Source organism: Desulfofundulus salinus (genome assembly GCF_003627965.1).
Taxonomy (GTDB): Bacteria; Bacillota; Desulfotomaculia; order Desulfotomaculales; family Desulfovirgulaceae; genus Desulfofundulus; species Desulfofundulus salinus.
Genome location: NZ_RBWE01000001.1, coordinates 713,595 through 735,964 on the forward strand (window position 1 = coordinate 713,595; position 22,370 = coordinate 735,964).

The 22,370-nt window shown below is 60.9% G+C and carries 18 protein-coding genes; 11 read left to right on the top strand and 7 right to left on the bottom strand.

Features of this window, described 5'->3' with window-relative positions; genetic code table 11:
- Positions 1-74: 74 nt before the first annotated feature.
- The 4 genes from D7024_RS03660 to D7024_RS03675 are packed head-to-tail and all read left to right on the top strand — an operon-like array spanning position 75 to position 5,807.
- Entirely contained in the window at positions 75-1,964 is a 1,890-nt protein-coding gene (locus tag D7024_RS03660) for a DUF8725 domain-containing protein (RefSeq protein ID WP_121450571.1), read from the top strand.
- On the top strand, positions 1,961-2,887 hold the full coding sequence (locus D7024_RS03665) for an ABC transporter ATP-binding protein (RefSeq protein WP_121450572.1): 927 nt from the start codon (positions 1,961-1,963) through the stop codon (positions 2,885-2,887). The genes D7024_RS03660 and D7024_RS03665 overlap by 4 nt, the downstream gene beginning before the upstream one ends.
- Positions 2,884-3,954, top strand: a complete 1,071-nt coding sequence (locus D7024_RS03670; RefSeq protein ID WP_121450573.1) for an ABC transporter permease — start codon at positions 2,884-2,886, stop codon at positions 3,952-3,954. The genes D7024_RS03665 and D7024_RS03670 overlap by 4 nt, the downstream gene beginning before the upstream one ends.
- The gene (locus tag D7024_RS03675; protein WP_121450574.1) at positions 3,951-5,807 is read left to right on the top strand and encodes a DUF8809 domain-containing protein; all 1,857 of its coding nucleotides are present in this window, start codon (positions 3,951-3,953) and stop codon (positions 5,805-5,807) included. The genes D7024_RS03670 and D7024_RS03675 overlap by 4 nt, the downstream gene beginning before the upstream one ends.
- 25 nt (positions 5,808-5,832) lie before the next feature.
- On the opposite strand, the gene D7024_RS03680 is transcribed toward D7024_RS03675, so the two are convergent.
- The 4 genes from D7024_RS03680 to D7024_RS03695 form a co-directional block, all read right to left on the bottom strand.
- Positions 5,833-6,837, bottom strand: a complete 1,005-nt coding sequence (locus D7024_RS03680; RefSeq protein ID WP_121450575.1) for an anti sigma factor C-terminal domain-containing protein — start codon at positions 6,835-6,837, stop codon at positions 5,833-5,835.
- A 2-nt stretch (positions 6,838-6,839) separates the two neighbouring features.
- Complete coding sequence (locus D7024_RS03685; RefSeq protein WP_165859255.1) at positions 6,840-7,319, bottom strand: RNA polymerase sigma factor; 480 nt, start codon at positions 7,317-7,319, stop codon at positions 6,840-6,842.
- A gap of 222 nt (positions 7,320-7,541) precedes the next feature.
- Positions 7,542-8,315 carry a protease complex subunit PrcB family protein gene (locus D7024_RS03690; RefSeq protein ID WP_243113681.1) on the bottom strand — a complete coding sequence of 258 codons (774 nt, stop codon included), beginning with the start codon at positions 8,313-8,315 and terminating at the stop codon, positions 7,542-7,544.
- 306 nt (positions 8,316-8,621) lie between these two features.
- Positions 8,622-10,241, bottom strand: coding sequence for a PD40 domain-containing protein (locus tag D7024_RS03695; protein WP_121450577.1), 1,620 nt, complete (start codon positions 10,239-10,241; stop codon positions 8,622-8,624).
- A gap of 428 nt (positions 10,242-10,669) precedes the next feature.
- On the opposite strand from D7024_RS03695, the gene D7024_RS03700 reads away from it, so the two are divergent.
- Complete coding sequence (locus tag D7024_RS03700; RefSeq protein ID WP_341466940.1) at positions 10,670-11,230, top strand: ABC transporter ATP-binding protein; 561 nt, start codon at positions 10,670-10,672, stop codon at positions 11,228-11,230.
- Positions 11,231-11,264: 34 nt separating this feature from the next.
- Positions 11,265-11,873 carry a putative ABC transporter permease subunit gene (locus D7024_RS03705; RefSeq protein WP_125185613.1) on the top strand — a complete coding sequence of 203 codons (609 nt, stop codon included), beginning with the start codon at positions 11,265-11,267 and terminating at the stop codon, positions 11,871-11,873.
- 50 nt (positions 11,874-11,923) lie between these two features.
- Here the strand turns inward: D7024_RS03705 and D7024_RS03710 are convergent, their stop codons facing one another.
- Positions 11,924-13,120, bottom strand: coding sequence for a tetratricopeptide repeat protein (locus D7024_RS03710; protein WP_165859256.1), 1,197 nt, complete (start codon positions 13,118-13,120; stop codon positions 11,924-11,926).
- A gap of 324 nt (positions 13,121-13,444) precedes the next feature.
- Between D7024_RS03710 and D7024_RS03715 the strand changes: the two genes are divergently transcribed.
- The 5 genes from D7024_RS03715 to D7024_RS03735 all read left to right on the top strand — a co-directional run bounded on the left by D7024_RS03715 (position 13,445) and on the right by D7024_RS03735 (position 19,100).
- A complete protein-coding gene (locus tag D7024_RS03715; RefSeq protein ID WP_121450580.1) occupies positions 13,445-14,503 on the top strand; it encodes an AAA family ATPase in 1,059 nt (352 codons plus the stop codon).
- 21 nt (positions 14,504-14,524) lie between these two features.
- Complete coding sequence (locus tag D7024_RS03720) at positions 14,525-15,421, top strand: DUF58 domain-containing protein (protein ID WP_121450581.1); 897 nt, start codon at positions 14,525-14,527, stop codon at positions 15,419-15,421.
- A 167-nt stretch (positions 15,422-15,588) separates the two neighbouring features.
- Positions 15,589-17,511: a vWA domain-containing protein gene (locus tag D7024_RS03725; RefSeq protein WP_125185614.1), complete on the top strand. Its 1,923-nt coding sequence runs from the start codon at positions 15,589-15,591 to the stop codon at positions 17,509-17,511.
- Positions 17,501-18,751 carry a vWA domain-containing protein gene (locus D7024_RS03730; RefSeq protein WP_121450583.1) on the top strand — a complete coding sequence of 417 codons (1,251 nt, stop codon included), beginning with the start codon at positions 17,501-17,503 and terminating at the stop codon, positions 18,749-18,751. Before D7024_RS03725 ends, D7024_RS03730 begins: the two co-directional genes overlap by 11 nt.
- Positions 18,723-19,100 carry a hypothetical protein gene (locus D7024_RS03735; RefSeq protein ID WP_121450584.1) on the top strand — a complete coding sequence of 126 codons (378 nt, stop codon included), beginning with the start codon at positions 18,723-18,725 and terminating at the stop codon, positions 19,098-19,100. The genes D7024_RS03730 and D7024_RS03735 overlap by 29 nt, the downstream gene beginning before the upstream one ends.
- 21 nt (positions 19,101-19,121) lie before the next feature.
- Here D7024_RS03735 and D7024_RS03740 read toward each other — a convergent pair whose 3' ends face one another.
- Positions 19,122-20,006, bottom strand: a complete 885-nt coding sequence (locus D7024_RS03740) for an SDR family oxidoreductase (RefSeq protein ID WP_121450585.1) — start codon at positions 20,004-20,006, stop codon at positions 19,122-19,124.
- A 17-nt stretch (positions 20,007-20,023) separates the two neighbouring features.
- On the bottom strand, positions 20,024-22,333 hold the full coding sequence (locus D7024_RS03745) for a CRISPR-associated endonuclease Cas3'' (protein ID WP_121450586.1): 2,310 nt from the start codon (positions 22,331-22,333) through the stop codon (positions 20,024-20,026).
- Positions 22,334-22,370 lie beyond the last annotated feature (37 nt).

Consider the following 22,370-nt stretch of genomic DNA (forward strand, 5'->3'; position numbering starts at 1 on the left):
TTGACACCATCCTGGTAACCGGGTCCGGGGCGGGTACCCTGACGGAAGAACAGCGGCGGGCCCTGGCCGGTTGGGTGGAGTTCGGAGGTCACCTGGTCCTGGCTGGAGGGCTTGAGATTAGCGATACCCTGGCCGTTCTGCCCGCCGGAACTACCACCATTAAAAGCGAGGGCATAACTGACCGGGGCAACTGGCAACCGGCGGCCGCCTGGTTGAAACAGCCCTCCGCGGAGGTAACCGGCGCCCCCGCAGCCCGTCTGGCCGGGAAGGGAACCTGGTGGGGGCCGGTGGAGAGCCCGCTGGGATTGCAGGAAGATTACGGCTACGGTAAAATTACCGTGCTTACCTTCGATCCCAATCAAGCCCCCTTCAGTCGGGGTTCCCTTGGGCAGGCCTTGTGGAAAGAGCTTCTCATGACAAGAAATCAAGAGGAATACAAGTTTAACCCCGCATTCCCCATGGTCCGGTTGGAGAGTATGTCCCACCTGCCCAACAACCTGCCCCGTACGGCCTTTCCCCGCTGGTGGGTAGTGGGTCTCTGTTTGCTGGCCTATATTTTGATGGCGGGGCCACTGGTTTATCTGGTCTTGCGGAAGTTGCAGCGGCCCGAGTTGACCTGGCTGGCCGTACCCCTGCTGGCCGTGATTTTTACCGGCAGCCTTTACCTTTACATGCTCCGGGCGGGCACCAGCGTACTGGTCAACACGGTACAGGTGGCCGATGCCGCCACCGGGGACCGGGTTAAAGGATATACGGCGGTGGGCTTTTTTGCTCCCACCCGGTCCATTTTTACCGCCACCCTGGCCGGAGGTGACCGTTCGGTACAGGTGCAAACCTTTGGGGGCCGACCCTGGGAGATATATGGCCCGCCCGCAGAACCGCCCTATACCGTAATCCGCGGTAACGACCTGGAGGTGCGTTTCAGCGATGCATCCCAGTGGACCATGCGCACCCTTGCTTTTCGCCAGGACATGGCGGAGGCCGTTACCGGGTTAACGGCAAAACTGCGGGTGGAAGGGTCCCGGCTGACCGGCACGGTGAAAAACGGTACCGCCCTTCACCTGGATCACGTTACCCTGCTGCTGGGCGATGATTACCGGGGACTGGGGGACCTGGCGCCGGGTAAGGAGGTGGCCGTGAATATGCCCATCCCCGTGCCGCCTGCTTATAATCCCCAGGGGATGCCCCGTCCCAACCTGCCCACCTGGCAGATTTTCCTGCAGCCCAAGGGCCGCAGGGATGATAAGCGCGGTCAGACGCCGTCCCAGGGGCCTTACCCGCCGGACTACCAGCCTCCGCCCCGGCCGCTGACCGTGGAGGAGCAGCGGCGGGCCATGATGCTGGACCAGTGGCTGGGCATGTACCGCTACGGGCCGGTGGAGAATGTGAGTCAGCCCCTGACCCTGGTGGCCTGGACCCACGACCCGCTGCAGGATGTGGGGGTGAAACACCTGCGGTCTAAAAACCATTACCTGGGCATGATTTTATTGCACCCGGAACTGGTTGTTCCCAAAGGAGCTTTTAAGCTGCCCCCGGGCCTGGTGGTCCCCCAGTTGGCGGACATCGATGTGCGGGGCATGTCCGGCCACAATAACCTGATTGGCCTGGAAGGGGGCTCTTTGACATATGCTTTCCGGCCGGGTTTGCCCGCAGGGGCAAAAGTAGAGGAGATTACGGTAGAACTGCCTTTCTTCCCCGCCCGGTCCACTCCCGGTATGCCCAGGGGGGCCATGGGACCGCCTGTTTCCCAGCCGGCAGATGTAGCTCCGGGGGCGCTGGAAGTGTATCACCCCGGGCGGGGGTGCTGGGAGCCGCTGGCGGGGGCCAAAAGTTTTACCCTGCCTGGAGAATATGTCAAGCCGGACGGGGAAGTACTGCTGCGGGTAAATGGCGAGAGCTTTTCCTCCGGGAGAGGATTTTACTTCCTGCCGCCGACGGTGGCCTACAGGGGGGTGATGGAATGATCCGTACCAGCGGGCTGGTTAAGTATTACGGGCGGATCATGGCATTGCAGGGGCTGGATATGACGGTGCCTCAAGGGGCCATTTACGGGTTCATCGGGCAGAACGGGGCCGGTAAAACCACCACCCTGCGCATCCTGGCCGGGCTGCTGCTGCCCGACGGCGGCGCGGCCGAAATAGCGGGCTACGATGTGGTGCGCCATCCCCGGGCAGTGCGGGGGGTGGTGGGGTACATGCCCGATTTTTTTGGCGTGTACGATGACCTGAGGGTGGGGGAATACCTTTTGTTTTACGCCGCTGCCTACGGCATCCGGGGCCAGCGGGCGGCCAGGTTGCGGGATGATCTCCTGGAACTGGTGGAACTGGGGGACAAGCGGGAGGCCTTTGTGGATACCCTGTCCCGGGGTATGCAGCAGCGTCTGTGTCTGGCCCGCTCCCTGATTCACGATCCCCAGGTGTTGCTCCTGGATGAGCCGGCCAGCGGTCTGGACCCCCTGGCCCGGGTGGAAATGAGGGAAATATTAAAGGAATTGTGCCGCATGGGAAAAACCATTATTATCAGCAGCCACATCCTGTCGGAGCTGGCCGATCTCTGCACCCACATCGGCATGGTTACGGCAGGCCGGATAGTGCGCCAGGGGCTTTTGCACGAAGTGCTGGCCGCCGCACACCGGCGGAATTTTATCGTGCGCTGTTACGGGTCCCTGGCCCCGGCGCTGGCCGTCCTGGAAGCGTGGCCCGGCGTGGAAATCATCAATACCACGGAGGAACAGGTTGAATTCAGCCTGTCCGACGGCCCGGCCCAGGTGGCGGCCCTGTTGAAGGAGATGATCTCCAGTGGGGCAGCCGTAACCCATTTTGCCGAGACGCAGCAGAGCCTGGAGGATACCTTTCTGCAGCTGGCCAGGGAGGGGGATAAAGCATGAAAACATTCCTCCGGAACCAGTGGGAAGGACTGCGCAACGGCCTGGTTCCCATGCTGGGCAAGGAAATGCGTGGCCGTACCCGGGGACTGCGTTCCCCTTTGTTGCTCAGCTTTTTCCTGGGGTTGATGAGTGCCGGTACGGTGGCCTTTCTATGGCTCATGACCGATCGCACCAGCCAGATCATGCCTCAGGTGGGCCTGAACCTCTACAGCCTTCTGGTCCTGGGCATGATCCTGCTTCTGGCCTTTATTGCCCCGGCCATAGCCGCGGGAGCCATCAGCGGCGAGCGGGAGAGACGCACCTATGATCTCCTGCTGGTGACCAGGGCTTCTTTAACGGGAATTGTCCTGGGCAAGTGGCTGGCCTCGGTGGCCTACCTCCTCTTCCTGGTGCTGGCCGCCCTGCCGGTGCTGGCGGTGGTCTTTCTCTTCGGCGGGGTGCCCCTGTCCAACATGGGCATGGCCCTGGTGGTGGCCTTAACCACCGGTTTGGGCTACGGCGCCCTGGGCCTGGTCCTGTCGGCCATTTTGCGCCGCAGCCAGGCGGCCACCATTGTTTCCCTGGTCCTGGTCTTTATGCTGGTCTTTGGTTCCCTGGTAGTGGCAGGAGTGGTCAGTGCCGGCAGGCAGCCGGCGGGAGATATGCCCGTGCCGGCTGGTGAGCCGTGGCAGTCCGTTCCCGGCCCACCCTGGTATGTTTACCTGAGCCCTCTGGCGGCCCTTTCCCCGGCCCTGCCCGGTATGGAAAATGAAGGGCTGTCCATGAGCGGCCGCATCCCCCTGGTGGGAACGATGCTCAACGAAATCCTGCGCCAGTTCCGGATGGGTCCGGAAGCCGGAACTTATGTTTACGGGTATGCTTACGGGCCGGGTTACCCGGGCGTATATCCCGGGGCCCCGGGAAGGGCCGGGTTACCGTCCTGGGCCCGTTTTGCCCTCTGCCAGGGAATACTGGCGGTGATCTCCCTGGTGATATCGGTTCTGGTCATTGCCCCCCGCAAACCCTGGTCGGTGTGGCTGGCCTCCCGGCGGGCCAGGGCCAGGGGGCAGGGAGGAATTCCGTTATGAGCAATGGCATTCGCGTAATATTGTTGTCTTTTCAAAAGAAACGCCATGGCTGGCCTCATGCCGGCCTGGCGGACGCCCTGTCGCCGCTGGGGAGGCGGGTGCGCACCCGCTACCTGCTGGAGAGCCTGCGGCTGGCCCTTTTGTGGGGGATGGCCCTGGCTGCCGGAACACTGGTGCTACTGCGGTTGACTCCGGTGGGCTTGCCGGGCCTGTGGGCCGCCGTAACGGGCGGGGTTTCGGCCCTGCTGGTGGTTGCCTGGCGTGCCTGCAGGCGTCCCGATGCCCTGGATGTGGTGCGGGTGGCCGATTCCCTTGGCCTGGACGGGCGTGCCGTTACCGCCTATCGCCTCCTGGCCCGGCAGATACCGCCGGATCCCTGGGCACAGGCGGCGGTAGGGGAATCCCTGGCTGCCTGCCGTGAGCTGGGTACCAGGGTGGAACGTATTTACCCGGTCATACCCGCCGCCGGGCCCTGGAGGCACGCCGGCCTGATGGCGGCGGTGTTGCTCGTCCTTTCCCTGCTGCCCAATCCCCTTGCTTCCCACTGGGACGCCCGGCGTGAAGAACGGGCGGCCCTGGCCGAGGCGGCCAGGCAATCCAGGCTGGCGGTGGAAAAGGTGCATCAGTTAAAGATAGGGGCGCAGGGGCTGCTTCCTGAGGAGCTACGCCGTGAGCTGGCAGCTCTTCCCCGGGCGGTGAGCCGGTCCCCCAACCGGGTGGAAGCGGCCACCCGCCTGGAACGGTCGGGTCGGAAGCTGGATGACCTGCTGGCCGGTCTTAACCCCGGTGCCCGCCGGGATGTCCGGGAACTGGCTGCCCTCTGGGGGCGGAAAAATGACCGGGTTTTAATGGGCCTAGCAGCCGCTTTAGAAAACGGAGATGCCGCAAAAGCCCAGGAGCTGGCCCGCCAGCTCTTCGGGGCAACTGATGGGAAAGAAAGGGAAGAGCGGGCCCTGGCCCTGTTCCAGGGAGCGGAAACGGTGAAAACCCCGGCCCTTCGCCAGAGCCTGCGGGATGCGGCCCGGGCCGTGCTGGAGGGTGATCCGGCGGGCAGTTCCCGGGGAGTAGGAGGCGGTAAGGGTAATCATTCTGACAGTGCCGGTGAAGCCCTGGCCTCTGCGCTGGGTGAACTGGCGGAAACAGCCCTGGCTGCTTCCCGGCTGGCCGCGGCATCCTCCGTCTTTAACGGCCTGGCCCGGCAACTGGCTGCGGGGGCTCCGGTATCTGCCCTGGCTATGGCCGGAAACGCCGGTTATCCCACCGGTCCGGGGGCCGAAATGGCCGGGGCCGGCGGTTACCCCGGTGGAGCCGCAAATCCGGCAGGTGCAGGCACTGGTGCGCCTGGGGCGGCAGGTGGGAGTGCAGCCGGTACCGGCGCTGCCGGAAGTGGTGGTTCCGGTGACAGCGCCGGTGGGAGCGGGGCCGGGGGCACCGGTCAGGACCAGGGCACGGGAGATCGGACCGGTGGCGGTAACGGCGGTGGAGAGAATACCGCTTCCGGTGGTCGGGGTAATAATGGGGGTAATGGCAGCGGCAGGGGTGGTGGCAGCAATGGGGCGGGCGGCCAGGGAGCCGGTCATTCCGGCGGAGGAATGGAGACAATCTATGCCCCCTTCTTACTGGGAGGCAAAGGGGAGGAATCCCGGGTGGCCGGGCAGGTGCGTCCCGGTGAAGCCGGCGAACAGGTGGGCCTGCACCAGTCCCCCACCACCCTGGGGGCCATACGTCCCTACAGCGAAGTTTATGCTGCGTATAAAGCCGAAGCCCAGGAATCGTTGTCCCGGGCGCCCCTGCCGCCGGCCCTGCAGTCCCTGGTCTGGCAGTATTTCGAGGGGGTAAAACCGGAAGAGTAAAGCCGGCTTATCACCTGTGTCCCCGCTACTCCCTCCCGGCAACCGCCCCTATAACGGCTGCGGAAACCACCGGGTTATCCCGCAATTTTAAAAGATCGGCCGGTTTGCCGCAAACCACCAGGCCGTAGTAGCGAATGCCGTTCTGCTGTAAATAATCGGCCGTGCGCTTGAGCAATTCAGAAGAGTAACTGGGAATCCCGCTTAAACGCCGCAATTCTTCGGGAAATTTTTCATCGGTAAACCTTGGCTCCGCGTCCTCCCCGTCCGGGAAACCGCCCAGGGGAAGGCCCACCAGCCGGTGTGCCAGGCTGTATGCCGCAAAGGGGCTTTTCTTGCCCGCCTCCGCAATTTCCTCGTTGCTGTAGGCGGAAATGGCGCCCCAGAGCGGCTCCACCCCCGCGGGAAGCAAGGCGGTCATCTCTTCCCTGGTGAGCAGGCGGCTAAAGGACAGGGCCATTTCTACTGTTTTACCGGCGGGGATCCCGCTTAACCGGTCGAACTGGCGGGGAAGCTGTTCGTGGGTTACCGCCGGGTGGAAAAACCTTAACCGCGGGACCGCGCCGGGCAGCAGGTATTCCTGGCCCCCCACCTGGAGCACGGTCTGGTCCGGGTCCCGGAACATTTCCCCGCCCCAAACCTGGTATTCCACCCTGGTGGTGCCGACGTAAACGGGGTGGTCGCCGACCATCCGGACCAGGAGGTATTCCCTTTGCTGCCCCAGCCAGCCCACATCCTGCCAGGAGCCGCGGACGGCAATGGTGTTCGGAGTGCTGTAACGGATCAGGTCGGGGTAAAAACTATCGATCCGGTTCCCCTGCTCGTTCAGGAGGTGCCTGGTCCACACAAAAAGGAGCGCGAAACTGACCACCATCACCCCCAGGGCAATCAGGATCGTGCGCAAAGCGCTGCGCCACCGCATCCGGCGTAAAAAGCGCCGCTCATCCCAAAAAAACTGTTCTTCTTCGCCCCCGGCCAGTCCTCCCGAAGTTTCACCTTCTTTTTCGCCCATGTTCAACTCTTTTTCGGTCATGATCAGCCCTCCCAGAGTTTTGTGTATTCCTCTTTAAACTTCTGCCTGGCCCGGAAGAGCCTCACTTTGACGGTGCCGGGCTTCATCTTCAGGGCGGCGGCGATCTCTTCCGTGTTCAGGCCCAGGTTATACTTCAGCGCCAGCAGGGTCCGCTCCGGGGGGCTTAAGCGGTTCAGCGCAGCCACCACCGTCTCCCGGACCGCCCCGGCGAGCGCGGCTTCCTCCGGCCCCCGTGCCCCGTCCGTCAGCTCTTCGGCAGGAAAATTCACCAGCACCACCCCCTTGGGGGAGCGGCGCAGCCAGTCAATGTACTTGTGGCGGGCGACAGTGAAAAGCCAGGCCCTTAACTTTCCCGGCCGTACCCCGTCCAGGTGGAGGTAGGCCGCCACCAGCGTCTCCTGGGCCAGGTCCTCGGCATCTTCCCGGGCCAGCCCCAGGCCGCTGAAGTAGTGGTAAATCAACCGGTACAATTCCTGCCACAAGGGGCGCCTCTCCTTCAGGAACTTTTTGCCGGCCGGCCTGATGGCATCCGGCGCGGGTTGGATGAAAAAGAATTCTTTTTCATTCTATAAAGACGGTGGAAAACCAGAAAAGGTTACAGGAGATTTTACGACAAAAAAAGGGGGGCAATAAAAAAGGAATAACATCACCACCCCCTATCCGCAATATGATAACATTATGCCGACTCGGCGTTCGGGTGCTTGTCACCTCACCTCCCGAAACTCCGGTGCCGCGCCGCCTGCCGGGATGCGGGCCAGCACGCAAGGGTAGGTGATTACCTGGGCCGCCATCTGGCCGGGCGGCGGGCCGGCAACCCGGTAATGCACCGTTAGTTTGCCCCGGCCGTCATCGTGGATGCCGGTAATCTCCACCCTGTAGGCGGCGGTAGGTTTTTCGCCGGCCGCGATGAAGATGTAGCGCCACTGCCCGGAAGTAAAGGAGCCCGCAAAGGGCTGCCGGCTGTTGGCCGCCACCCACTTTTTTACTTCTTCGGGGACGGGAGCGGTGGTTTCCAGTTCGCGCCATAAATCCCCGGCATCCCCGGAAACCAGCACCTTATAGGGCACGGCCGACCCATAAGGGCGGATATTTACGTAAAGAGGTAATTTCATCTCCTCCAGGAGCTTTTGCGCCTTTTCAGCCGCGTCGCCCTGAGGATATTCTCGAATGATTTTTTTCAGGTAACCGGTGTCGCCGGTGTAGGCGCCCAGGACCAGGAGCGCGTCGTCGGCCATGGAGATCTCCGGATATTCATTCACGAACTGCCGGTAGGTGGAGATTATCTTTTGTCTCACTTCCGAGGGGGTAAAGGCAAACCAGGCGTCCTGACCCCACTGTTCCAGGCCGATGTAGCACAGACCCAGGGAGTAAAGCGCCCTGGCCTTTAGTTCGGGGGAAGCGGCGGGATGGCTGTAAACCTGTTGGAAATACGGGAGGCTGTGGCTGTAGTTGATCATTTCCCGGGCAAAGGCCGCCATCTCCGCCGGCGCCCGGCCGGAGGCGGTGGCGTTGATATAGCCGAGCCAGTTGTACCACTGCCGCTGTCCCGCCCAGAGGTGGTTGTAGTAAAGGAACTGGTCGTGGTAGATGGCCGCCGCCAGGTCGTACAGGCGGGCGGGATCTTGAGTTTTTTCCCACTGCTCCTTTCAATACGCATTTGCCTCCACGGTCACCGCCGGCGCCGCCGAAATCCTGGTCTACGGAACCGCCGTGAAGATCTAAACTATCTAATGGTCCGGTTATAACCATGGCGTCGGTGATGATTTGCGGGCCTGTTCGCTGTCTCATTCGCAGGATAATACCACCAGCCTGCCCTCCTCGCCGGACCGGTCGTCCCAGATATAGACCAGCCGCTTGCCGTTTGCTCCCAGGACCATCTTTTGGCCGCCGTCGGCGGTGATTTGCGTTGCGCGGTCACCCTGCACCCAAAAAATCTCTTCCTCGCCCCCTGCGCCCCCGGTGAGGAAGAAACCGTCCGCGCAGCCGGGCACGGGGAAGAGGTCATCCCAGAAATCAACAACGGAGGCGACTTCCACCGGCTTTTCCCCTTCCCGGGCAACCCACAGGGAGCATTTATCCTGCCTGCTCACCAGGTAATGCACCTGCCTGCCGTCCGGGCTGACGTTTAAGGGTGTAATGTAGGCGGCGTCGGGGGGTAAATCGGCCACTTTCGTCATTTTTCCCTGGAGGTCGGCCACCCACAGGGACTGCCATTCCATCGCGGCCTCCCTCCAGGTTCCGGTCTGGCCGGCGGGGCTGCCCTTGACTTTCCCCGCGGCAAAAGCCAGGTGATTGCCGTCCGCCCCCCAGCGGAAATTCGCCACCTTCGCCCCGGGGACAGTTATACGGGCAACCTTTTGACCGTCCGGGGTAACTATTTCCACTGCTTCCGCCACTGGCGCGGGGCCGTCTTCTAAAGGCACGACGTGGTAGTCGTTGGCGTACCGGCCGGCCTTTTGACCGGGCTTCAACGGCGCCGCGTAATAGGCCAGGTGACTGCCGTCCGGGGAATACCGGGGGAGGAAGTTCCAGTTCTCGCCGTTTAGCGCCAGGGCTTTTTCCCGGCCGCTTTCCAGGCTCAAGAGGAAAATCCCTTTTTGGTCCGGCTCCCACAGTTCGTAAACGCAGCTGTCGCCGGCAGGAGAAAGCAGGGGATAAAAAAGGCCGTCGTAGGAAGGAATATTATCCTTTAAAAGCGTTTTTTTGCCGTCGGCAAGATCCAGCCGCCACAGGGCGCGGGAAGCCTGCACAAAAACGCCATCAATGCCGGGGAGCAAATGCACCTGGCGCACCATGCCCTCCGGCACGGGCAGCCAGGCTATCTCCCGGGCTTCGCCCTGATCCGGCGCGGCCGCCCGCAGGGAAATCCCCCGCTGCCCCTGGTGGGCTCCGTCGGGCTGGGTTCCCTGGCGGGCGAAGACCACCTGGTTGTCCCTGGTCCAGCCCAGCAGTTGCAGAACTAGCGTACCGCCGGTCAATTCGTCCCCGGTCCGGGCCAGGAGCCTTCCCCCGGAGCCGTCCAGGGCCATCACCCACAGTCCGGCCGTCCGGCCGTCCGGCTGTTCCTGCCTGCCCTGAAAGGCAATCCACCGGCCGTCCGGCGAAAACATGGCCGCGGCCGGCGTATAATCAAGCGCGCCTCGCTCCATGGCAAAGGAGGCCAGGTGGATCGCACCGCCCCTGACCGTACCGCCGCCGGTGGTTACTTTTATCCCGAGAATTTCCGCTGTCTTTTCCGGCAGCGGCTGGGGCGGCTGCACCGGCGGCTGCCCTCGCTGCTCCTGTTGCGCCGGCGGCGCCTGCCCCGGCCCCGCCTTCGGTCCGCAGCCCGCCGCCCCGATCACCAGCGCCACCCCCAGGAGCAGGCAGGCGGCTAAATGCTTGTAAGCCTTTTTAACAGCCACCCCGGTATCTCCTTTGTCTGGTTTTTATATTATTTGACGGCGACAAGGGAGGTTTTGTTCCCGGGGTGGAGAGCAAATACTGCAAGATATTCTTCCCCCTTTGCAAAGAATCGATTTCTTTGGTGATCCTGGCCAAAACCCGTTGGTATTCGTCTACCCGCTGCCGGATATGCCCCGCCTGATCCTTTAGCATCTTCACCGGCTAAAATAGAATAGCATGACAAAAAATTTGTTTAAGCAGGAACTGAAACTAATTTTCCTGCGTCTAAAATAATAGTTGAATCATTCAATAGCAGCTGTGCTAAAAATACGAAATTAACAACGGGGAAATTTATTGCAAGGGTTCTTGGGGTTGATTTTGGCAATAGTTACTTTCTCAGTGATTCACGAAGGGATACATTACGAGGGAAAGGACAGGATAACAGCCAGTGCTCGAGTTGGTTAATTTATCGAAGTCATACGCCGGAGGACGGGTCAAGGCGGTCGACAACGTCAGCTTAAAAGTGCACCAGGGAGAAATCTTCGGTTTTTTGGGTCCCAACGGAGCGGGCAAAACGACCACCATTAAAATGATCGTCGGCCTTTTACAGCCCGATGAAGGAACGATCTTGATCGACGGGATTAATCTGGAAAAAGACCCTCTCGCCGCCAAACGCAAAATCGACGTGCCCGATCACCCCGACGTTTACGAAAAATTAACCGGGATCGAATATCTGAATTTCCTCGGGGATGTCTACCAGGTGCCCGCCGAAACCCGCCGGGAAAGGCTGGAACATTACCTGGAAATTTTTGAGCTAAAGGACGCCGTGAAAGATTTGATCGGCAGCTATTCCCACGGGATGAAACAAAAGCTGGTCTTAACCGGCGCTCTTTTGCACGACCCGCCGGTGTGGATCATGGACGAACCCATGGTGGGCCTGGACCCCCGTTCCGCCTTTTTGCTCAAGGATTTGATGGCCGGCCACTGGTTTTTCCGCCCTCAAGTATAAATATTTTCAGCAAAAGAAAGAACTCTGGCGGCCGGTGGTCGGAATCCTGGGCGGAGGCGCCGCGCTTCTCGTCTTGATGGGGACGTATTTCTCGCTGGCGGGCGCTTTCTACGCGGGCGGGAAAATGCTGGGGCAGCCCTGGCTGGTGCTGGAATTGGCCATCCTGCTGGGAGAACTGCTGGTATTCTTTTTCGGGCTGGGCTGGGCAATTTCGGTTCTTTATTTTTCCAGCGATCTCCCCATTCTCCTCCCCCTCCCCTTGAAGCCGCAAGAAATCTTGCTGAGCAAGTTCCTGCTGGTTTTGACCAACCAGTACATTTTTCTGCTTTTTGTTTTCCTTCCCCCTTTTCTTATCTATGGAATAGGAGAAGGGGCGGGCTTTCTTTATTACCTCACGGCCCTGGCAATTTTCCTTTTCGCGCCCGTCATCCCGCAAGGGCTCGGCACTCTGCTGGTTCTCCCCTTGATGAACTGGGCCAGTAAAAAACGGGCGCGCGACTTTTTCACCGTGCTGACCTACGTGCTGTCGCTGGGCGTGGCCATCGGAATACAGTTTCTTTTCCAGAAGAATCCTTTTTTCCACCAGTCCAAAAATATCTCCGGCGGGAATGGAAACTGTTCATCAGAACGCCCGTCTACGTAATGAGGAGCGGTTGCATGTAAAACAGGGTTCGGGAAAGTCGGCCGGGGAACCTACTTTGTTTCTTTGCTGGCAAGTTCTTCCAGGGCTTTCCGGGGTTTGTCCCAACCGGGCAGGTAAATTAAGGCTTTCTGGAAGTATTCAGCGGCCCTTTGGTTCTGTCCCAACCTGGCGTAGATCTCGCCTGCCTCGTAACAGGCTTCGCCCATCATGCGGGGGGAAAGATCGGCAGTTAAAAGACTTCGGATAGCAGAACCCATACTGGCGGGTTTTTGCGGGTGGGGAAGCTTTTTCTCCCCTGCGGCGATGATGTCCTGGTAGATGGCGGTGGCCTCATGATAGCGTTCGAGACCGGTTAACGCCCGCGCTTTAATCAGTTGAAAACCATATATAGAAGGGTAGATTACCTTGTCTGCAACCATCCCTTTTTCGGCTGCTTCCAGGGCCTGCCGGTATTCCCTTACCTTAACCAGGGCGTCCGCCAGGTAGTACCAGTAAAAGCTGGCCTGCGGGTGTTCCCGCACCCTTTTCCGGTAGTACTCTACCACCCTTGGGAAATAGGCGAGGTAAACGTCTTCAGCGGAGATCAAATTTTTCCCATCCCAGCGCAGTACATCTACGGCCATGGCGTCACCGGTGTCCTTGACCCAGACGGCCAGTTCCTGCCGGCCGTCTTTACCTTTTTCACCGGCCAGGTCCTCCACTTCCAGGCGGTGGTAACCTGTGCCGGCAATTTTTTTCAGGTTTCCATCCTGCCAGGCCAGGATGTCCAGGCCATTGCCCGCCGAGGCGCCGATGGCCCAGCCGATAAGCAATTCATCCCGCCCGTCGCCGGTAATGTCGGCCAGTTGCAGCCGTTCCAAACTATATCCGCCTTCCTCCTGCCACAACTTTGCCCACTTACCGTTCTTTATTTCCTCCAGAACCAGGACACCTGCACTGCCCTGGCTCGTGCGGTAACCGGCAATAATTTCCGGTTGCCCGTCATGGTTTAAGTCGCCGGTTTGAATTAATTCCCGGGTGCTTTGGGCCACCTCCCCTGCCGGTTCCGGGGCTAAAAGGTGTGCACCGGCAGGTAAGAAGGTCTGCACAATCTTTAGCAGCTCGTTCTGATTACCCGCCTTTCTTCCGGCGGCAGTGCTGGCGCCTGTTCCCGGGGGCTTAATCAATGCTCCGGGCGTGGGGAACTGGGCGCAGGCGCTGATGATTATGCTTCCCGCAATGAGCACGGGCACAAGTTTTTTACGCATGGCCACCATCCTTTTGCCGCTGTTGTAAAAAAAGGGCCTTTTAGCGCAAGTTTATCAGATCTTTAAACCGGAGTGGTTACAAAAAGGTTACAGAACTAACCTGTTATATGCGGTTTTTCTAAAGGCAGGGAAACGTAAACCGTTGTTCCGACACCCGTATTCTTTGTGCGGGTTTTTGGACTTCATCCCTCTATATTCAGGACGGATTGACCCTGCAAAAAGTTCCCCAAAAACAAAAAAATAACCCCTGGTGGGAACCAAATGGGCCTGCCCGTCGTCATATTAAGGTAAAGAAGAAAGCATCTCAAAGTAAAGGATGATTTTATGGCCGTAAACAATAAAGAAAGGGACTATGGACCGGCAGGTACAGGGGGCGCCGGCCTTCCGGCACCGGAAGGCGCGGAGATTACCCGCCGTTTACATGAGGTTACCCGCCGGCTGGGTGAAGTGCAGGAAGCCATCGGACGGGTGATTGTGGGGCAGCAGGAGGTGGTCCACCAGGTATTGATTGCCCTTCTGGCCGGGGGACACGTGCTCCTGGAAGGCATACCGGGTTTGGGTAAGACGGTGCTGGTGCGGACCATCGGCCAGGTGACCGGTCTTACCTTCCGGCGCATCCAGTTCACTCCCGACCTGATGCCGGCGGACATCACCGGCACCATGGTCTTTGAGGAGCGGGGTAGCGGCGGGCCTTTTCGTTTTGTGCCCGGACCAATCTTCGCCAACATTGTGCTGGCCGATGAAATAAACCGGGCTACTCCCAAAACCCAGAGCGCGTTACTGGAAGCCATGCAGGAACGCACGGTAACCGTGGGGGGGACGAGCTATCCCCTGCCCAATCCTTTCTTTGTACTGGCCACCCAGAACCCGCTGGAGATGGAGGGAACCTATCCCCTCCCTGAAGCCCAGCTGGACCGGTTTTTATTTAAAGTTAACGTACCCTACCCCACGGCCGAAGAGCTGGCGGTCATTGCCGCCCGGACCACCGGTGCCGTGGAGCCCCCGGTACCGGCGCTGCTTGAGCCCCACGAACTCCTGGAGTGGCTGGGGCTGGTACGGCACGTGGTGGTGGTTGAAGACATAATGAACTACGCGGTGCGACTGGTGCTGGCAACCCAACCCGAAAACCCCCACGCCCCCGAGCGGGTGCGCCGTTATGTCCGGTACGGTTCCAGTCCCCGGGGGTTGCAGGCCTTGATCCTGGGAGCCCGGGCCGAGGCCCTGCGGGACGGTCGCCCCCAGGTGGTTTACCGGGATGTACAGCGGGTGGCACCGGCCGCCCTGCGCCACCGTTTGATCCTGGGCTTCGAAGCGGCCGCGGAAGGAGTTACGGCCGATGACCTGGTTGTCGAGATACTGGCTACGGTGCCGGCGATATCGTGACGTTATAATGGCGGAGGATTTATGAAATTCCAAAATCATTCTCATAACCCTGACCCGGCTCCCGGCAGGTACTTGCTAGAGCCCGGCCTGGTGGCCCGCCTGGAAGGCTACCGCCTGGTGCGTTACCGCCCCGCCGGGGGTGAACCCGGCGGGGGCCGGCGTTCCCACCGTAAGGGGGGCGCGGTGGAATTTGCCGACTACCGCCAGTATACGCCCGGAGACGAACCCCGCCGGGTGGACTGGAAGGCCTATGCCCGGCTGGGTCGATTGTACGTCAAGGAGTTTCTTGATGAGCGGCAGGACTGCGTCCTGCTGCTGGTGGATACCAGTGCCTCCATGGATTACGGCGGGGAGGCCCACAAAGGGCGCTGCGCCCTGCGGGTGGCTGCCGGGCTGGGGATATGCGCCCTGGCGGGCCATGACCGTTTGGCCGCCGCGGCCGGTGGGAGCCAAACAGCCCTCTTAGCCCCTCTGGGAGGGCGGGGGAGTATTTTTCGCCTGCTGCAGTTTCTGGAGGGATTGACTTTTGGAGGCGTTTCCGACCTGGCCGGGGACCTGCGTGCCGCTTTAGCCATGGCACCCCGTACGGGCAGCCTGTACGTTTTTTCCGACCTGCTGGATCTGGAGAAGGTGGAAAAGACCCTGCGCCTGGCTGCGGGTTACGGTTTGGAAACGACGCTCCTGCACATCATGGCACCCCAGGAGCGGCAGCCAGTTTTGGAAGGGGAATGGGCGCTGGTGGATGCCGAGAGCGGGGACCGGGTGGAAATATCCGTAACCCCCGCGTTGCTCCTGGCATACCGGCGGCGCCTGGAAAACCATATGGGGCAACTGGACGACCTGTGCCGGCGCTGGGGAGCCCGGCGGGTGATGGTGGACAGCGGTGAGAGGCCGCCGGCACCTTCTTCATTACCTTGACCCGGGCAGGGGTATTGCACCCGCGATCAAGCAGTAGGGAATGCCTGCCGTAGCAAGCAATGTACTAACTTTGGTTGGCGGATCGGTCATGTTAATCTACTCCCTGCCGGAGCTTTTGGGTTATCCGGGATATTTTCTGCAGACGGTTGAAACCGGAGGCGATTTGTTTGAGCTTTTTACACCCCCTTTTCCTGTGGGTGGGCCTGACTTTGCCGGCCATAGTGGCCCTGTACATATTGCGACCCCGGCGCAGGGAAATGATTGTTCCCAGCACCCTTTTCTGGCAGGCAGCGCCGTCCAGTATAGAGGCCAGCCGCCCCTGGCAGCGGCTGAAACCCCGGTTGTTATTGTGGCTGCAGCTGCTGGCGGCCGCATCCCTGACCCTGGGGGCTGCAGCGCCGGTGTGGTACTGGGGTTCACCTTCCAAAAGCGTCATAGTACTTCTTGATGCCTCGGCCAGTATGAACGCTACCGATTTAGGGCAGACCCGCTTTTCCCGGGCATTGCGGGAAGTGGAGGCCCTGGCCGATAGCCTGGAGAAGGGGGCTACCATGACGGTTATTGCCTTTGACCGGCAGCCCCGGATGGTGGTGCGTGAGGCTGCCGATTCCCGGCAGGTGCACCGGGCGCTGCAGGGGCTCAAGCCGTCCTGTTATCCGGGGGACCTGGGGCCGGCCCTTTCCCTGGCCCGGGCACTGGGCCGCCAGCAGGACCGGCCCCGGATAGTCCTGGTGAGTGACGGCGGTCTGGCTCCGGTGGACAATGCCGGGGATCTGGAACTGGTCACCGTGGGTAAGGATGGGGCGGCCAATGTGGCCCTGGCCGGTTTGCAGCTTCGCCCGGCCGGAGAAGGCCAGGCAGCCCAGGTAACGGTTGTTAACCATGGCGGGCGGGCGGCTTCCGGCCAGGTTTACCTGAGTGCAGGCCGCCAGGAAATGCAGGCCCGGAAATGGCACCTGGGGCCGGGGGAAAGCACCCACCTGCTGTGGCCCGATTTACCTGCCGGGGTGCCGGTGGCGGCACGCCTGGCCGTAGATGATGCCGGGATGGATCACCTGGCCCTGGACAACCAGGCCTGGGCGGTGCCCGAAAACAAACACCGCGTGCGGGTTTTGCTGGTCAGCCGGGGAAATATCTTCCTGGAACGGGCGCTGGGTGTATTGCCGGGCGTTGAGGTATATAAATGCACCCCTCAAGAATACCCATCCCTTTTGGGCGGAGCTTACAACTACGAGATTACCGTGCTGGACGGCCTTAATTCCCCCTTGCCGCCGGGGGCGGCGCTTTTTGTAAATCCCCCGGCGGGGGAGGTGGCCGGATTAAAAGTGGGTGGCAAATTTCATCCTCCGGCTCTGGCGGGAATGGAAGGAAGTGCCATCCTCCACTATGTGGATCTTTCCCAGGTGCATATTGCCTCTGCCCGCGACCTGGAACCGGGCAGCGGCTGGGCCGCCGACGTAAAGGCGGCCGGGAAAACGGTGCTGGCCCACGGTCAGGGGCAGGGAAAACGCCTGGTGGTCTGGGGATTTGATTTGCATGATTCCGATCTCCCCCTGCGTCCGGCCTTTCCCGTTCTCCTGCATAACACGATGGCCTGGCTGGCACCTCCTGACCTGGAGCTGCCGGCACAGGTTTACCCGGGTCAGGAGGTAGAGGTGGCCGCTTTACCTCTGGCCCGGGGTATAGAGGTGGAGCCGGTTTCACCGGAAGCAGTTTTTTTCCGGGGAGCTTCCCTTTCCAGTGTTCCCAATGAGAACAATTTAGATGATGGCAAGCCTGGTGCTCGGGTGGTGCTTGCCCCACCCTTCCCGCCTGCTCCCTGGATTCCCTCTGCGCCGGGCCTGTACCGCATCGTGGAAAGCTGCGGGGATGGGGATTATCCCGGCCACCAGATCAGCCGTCTGGTGGCCGTAAACGGATACCATCCCCGGGAATCGGATCTGCGCGTGCGGGACCCCCGTTCCCAGCAGGGGGAGGAGGTAACCTCCACCGCCCCGCGGCCCCGGCCCCGATCCCTGGCGGGCTTGTTGAGTGCTCTGGCCCTGGCGGTGGTGCTGGTGGAGTGGGGGGTGGCCAGCCGTGGGCATTAGTTTTACCGAACCTTTATGGTGGCTGGCCCTGCCGGTAATTCTGGCCGCCGCCTGGTACCTGCGCCTGCCCTGGCTGCAGATGGCCCGGCTGGCCGGACGGGGGCCCTGGCGGCGGGAAATTTTCCGGGTCGCTTTTCGTTTTGCCATCCTGATCCTCCTTGTGGCCGTGCTGGCGGGGCCGCACCTGGTTATGCCGGTGCAGCGGCAGGCGGTAATTATGGCCCTGGACGCTTCGGCCAGCGTGGGGCCGGCCAGAAGCCAGGGAGAACAGTGGATCCGGGAAGCGCTGGAGGCCAGGCCGGCTTCCGCCCTGGCCGGCGTGGTTGCCTTTGGCCAGCGGGCACTGGTGGAAGAACCCCCGGGACTCCGGCCGGTGTTTCACCAGCTGGGGACCGATCCCGGCGTGGCGGGCAGCCGGGTGGGAGAAGCCCTGCGCCTGGCCGGGGCCCTTTTCCCCGAAGATGCCCGGCGGCGGGTGGTATTGTTGTCCGACGGGCGGGATACCGGGGGTGATGCCGTGGCGGCGGCCCGCCAGCTGCGGGAAGAAGGAGTGCGGGTGGATGTGGTGCCTCTGGGAGGTCCTGCCGGTCCGGACGTGCGTGTGGAAGCTTTAAAAGTCCCTCTCCGGGCCCGGGTGGGCGAAAAGACGGCCCTGGAAGTGGTGGTTACTGCCAACAGGGACACCCGGGCCACCCTTTATATAGACCGGGACGGGATGATGGTGGCCTCCCGGGAGGTGCAGCTGCGGGCGGGGGAAAACCGCATCAGCCTCTCCGTTGATGCGGGCAGTGCCGGCCTGCACAGCTACCATGCCCGCCTGGTGGCCGCCGATCCCGCCCGGGATGTTTTTACGGCCAATAACCGGGCCGGTGCGGTGCAACAGGTTAGTGGGCCGCCCCACGTCCTGGTGGTGAGCCCTGATATAAAAGAGACTGTTACCCTGGTCCGCTCGCTGCGCAGCGCCGGAAAAGTAGAGGTTACGGTGGTAACCCCGGAAAGCGTGCCCGGGGGATTGGCCGCCTGGGCCCGTTACCAGGCGGTGTTTCTGGTTGACGTGCCTGCTTTCAGTCTGGGAGAAAAAACCATGCAGGAGATTGAAACCTATGTGCGGGACGGGGGTGGCGGCCTGGTTATGGTGGGCGGACCCGACTCCTATGGTCCCGGCGGTTACGCCGGTACCCCGGTGGAACGGGCGCTGCCCGTGGAAAGAAATGTTCGTTCACGGCAAAACTGCGGGTAGCCATAACCGTTTCCCTGGTAAATATGGCCGGAATGGTTCCGGCATCGGCAGTGGCGTAAAAACGCCTGCTCCCGCCTGGACCGGCCGCACCCTGGCCACTATAGAAAAGCTGGGTTTCCGGGTCGGCAGGAGGGGTAGGACGGTTACCGGTAGTCAAACAGACGGTGGCGGAAAGGCAGGAAGTGAAGCGGCAGAAACACACCCGGTGGCGGGCAGGGCAGGCGGTGGGGAGGAAACCGGTTCGCTTCAAGAACAAAGAGCCGGCCGGGGTGCCGGACCTGTCCAACCAGATTCACCACAAGACACCGCCGCCAGGCTCCTGGCCGCCAAACGCCGGAGAAAAAGTTAGGCTGGGTGAGAAATACATGGGCTATTTCAGCTCCGCCAGCCCCTGCGCCAGGGTCCTGGGTTTAAACCCGAAATGTTTTTCTACTGCATCCAGGTCGGTCACATTGTCCAGCTCCATTTGCTTTAACTCTACGGAAGTTACCGGCGGATCGGGCAGCAGGCGCTCCATCACCGGGACCACAAGGCGCATCAGGGTCAGGGGGACGGGCAGTTTGACCCGCCGCCGGCCCTGGCTGGCCAGCCAGATATCCAGCATCTGGCCGTAGGTCAGGTGCTCCGGCCCGCCGATTTCGTAGGTTTGTCCTATAGACGCCGGGTTGTTTAGAGCAAGGACGACGCAGCAGGCCAGGTCTTCGGCAGCCAGGGGTTGAAAGCGGGAGGATGCGGCGGGGACCGGAGCAAAGGGTGGAGGGCTCATCCTTAAGGACTGGTCCATGCGGTCAAAAAAGCCGAAGCCCCGGCCGTAGAGCACTGAAGGACGGAAGATGGTCCAGGCCAGGCTGCTCCGGCGCACGGCTTCTTCACCCAGCCACTTGGAATAGGCGTAGCGGTAGGCCGGGTCCGGGCGCACACCCAGGGCACTCATATGGACGAAACGCCGGCAGCCGGCCCTTTCGGCGGCGGCAACCATGTTGCGCGTGCCCTGGACGTTGATGCTCTCAAAGGTAACCGGTCCCTTTTCCCGGATTACCGCCACCAGATGGACCACTGCCTCAGCGCCGCGGCAGGCTTCATCCAGGGAAGCCGGGCCGGTAACGTCTCCAGTGTAGAACTCGGGCTCGTTACCCAGCAGGGTGCGGGCCTTTTCCCTGTCCCTCACCAGGCAGCGCACCCGGTAACCCGCCTGCAACAGTGCCGGGACAATGTGCCGGCCCACCAGCCCGGTAGCTCCGGTAACCAGAATCATATGCTGCACCTCCATAATCATCCGTTTTCCGGCAATTCCAGCCCGCGTTCCTGGTCATATGCAAGGTGACAAAGGATGATCTTCTCCCGGGGGCTGTCCAGGATAGAAAATAATTGGGGATGGCGGGAGTACCATTCTGCGGGTACCTTCATTTTACGCTCCCCCATGGCAGCCGGTATGGCAAGAAGTTCCTCCTGCCACAATTCAGCCGGGATTACGTCTATTAACCGCTCCCGGGGTTGCCACAGGTTTACCAGGGGGGATGCGGCGTAGCGCACCTCCCGGGGTGAATAGCCGAACAGCGTACAGGCGCGGAATATTTCCTCCAGATTGGTGGGAATGTGTTTATTCCGCGCATATTCCTCTTCCAGGATGGCTTCCAGGTAGCCCGGAGTGACGGAAAGGGGTTGAGTGAGAGCCGGGTTAAAGCTATGGCTTTCTGGTTCATTTCTGCTGGAGGAAGAGTGAAGCACCAGTACCCCCGGCCCACGGCAGCCGTTGTTCTTGTCCTCAAGACATTGCGGGCCAGTGTCCCTGCGCCAGAGGGGATAACTGTGCCGTAACAACCTGGTGGGTCCGGCACTCCCCGTATGCACGACATCGCATTCCGGAGGTCCCGCTGGATCGATGTCCCCACCAATTATTAACAGCCAGGGGCCGGGTTGTCCTCCCAATAACAGCATTTCTCTTTCCAGCCTGTCCCGGTCCCCGTGGGTGAACAGGGAATGATAAAGAAAAACCGGGCATCCGGGCAGGGCCGGTTTGAGTTCGCGGGTGATTTGCCTTGCCTCCCGGGCGGACGGGGTATAAACCACCTGCCTGAGACCCAGGCGGTAGTATTCCCGGATCAGCTCCGGCTGCCTGCCCTGGCAGCGGATCAACTCAAAGAGAGGCTTGTTGTGCCCGGCAACGTGATCTTCCACCACATAACCCGCATCCGCCAGGTATTTTTTAAATGCCGGAGCCAGTGCCGTTTCTAGAATTATATGGGGGATCTCCATTTTCCGCAGCAGGGCCAGGGCGTCCAGGGTATAATGAAAGGCCGGGCTCGACGGTTCCGGCAGCCCGTCCAGGACCACTACCGCTTTCATCAGGTTGCCCAGGATATAATCGGCCTGCCGTAAACCGTGGACGAGGGAGAAAACCAGATGGTCCAGGGTGGCTACCGTTACCGGGCAGGCAAAAATGCTTTCCCTGGAATTGGTGGCCGTACCGTCAGGGCGGCCGTAATTGTTTTGCGGCAACCCCCAGAGGTAAGGGTCATTCCCGTAGTAGCTCGTAGCATGCACCAGGGCCACCTGTTCCGCGCCCCAGAAGCGGGTTAACTGGTGGCGGGTAAAGCCGGAGGCGATTTGTCCGGGGCAGATCCATACCAGTTTTTCCCGGCATCTTTCCCGGCCCAGGGACACGGCCCGGGCCAGGGCCAGCGTCATCCTTCCGGAGCCGGGGGGTGCCAGGAGCAGCAAAAACCCGCCACCGGCCGCCGTACCGGTTGCTTTAACCGTCGCAGCGGCAAAAGGCGGCCGGTTTAAGGCCGGGCGGTCGAAGGCTGACTCAAGGTGATAAGGTCCTGAACTCCTGTCCTGTGCATTAACCGCGTTTCTTAATAGCGACCCGCAAACCGTTCCGCCGGTCAGGGCGGCCTGGTGAAAAGCCCGGCTGGCCTGGCTGTCACAATACTTTAAAAGGTTAATGGCAAAACAGTACAGGGCCTTGGTTCGCGCAGCATTGCCCCACAGGCTTACCCCTTGCTGAAGCCGGGTTACTTCCCCCTGCAGCCTTTCTCTTAAGCCGGTTTCGGCGATGTAAGCAGGAGGGCGGAAAACCGGCCGGGCGGAAAGGGGAAAGATATCCTTGAAGTAACGAGTATACAGGTCCTGGTAGCTTTGCAGGTAATCTTTTATCTGCTCAGTCAAGTAGTTTACCCGGGGAAGCAGTTCAAAGCTGTAATAAAGGTGGTCGAAAGGCTGGGTGTGGTGGGTAAGTACCAGTATCCTTACCAGAAGATTGTACTCCGGCGGCAGATCCGTTTCCACCAGGGGCAGGCTGAAAAAGGTATGGGAAAGCTCCCGGCTCAGTTCCTCTTTGACCAGCCGTTCTTGAAATTCCCGGGTGGCCTTGCCGATATCGTGTAAAAACAGGGCGAAAAAAAGGATCTGGCAAAAATCTGTTAAAGGCAGATACTGCTCGTCAACCAACCTCTGCACTGCCGGGCGGTGTTCCCGCAGGTAACGGTACAAGACAATCAGGGCATCTTCCGTGTGGCCTGCGAGGGTTTGATATACATCCACGCCCGCACGCTTTTTGGCCAGGAGGGATACAGGCATGGTCGAACTCCTTAAGATCAAAATTTTTATTACATAT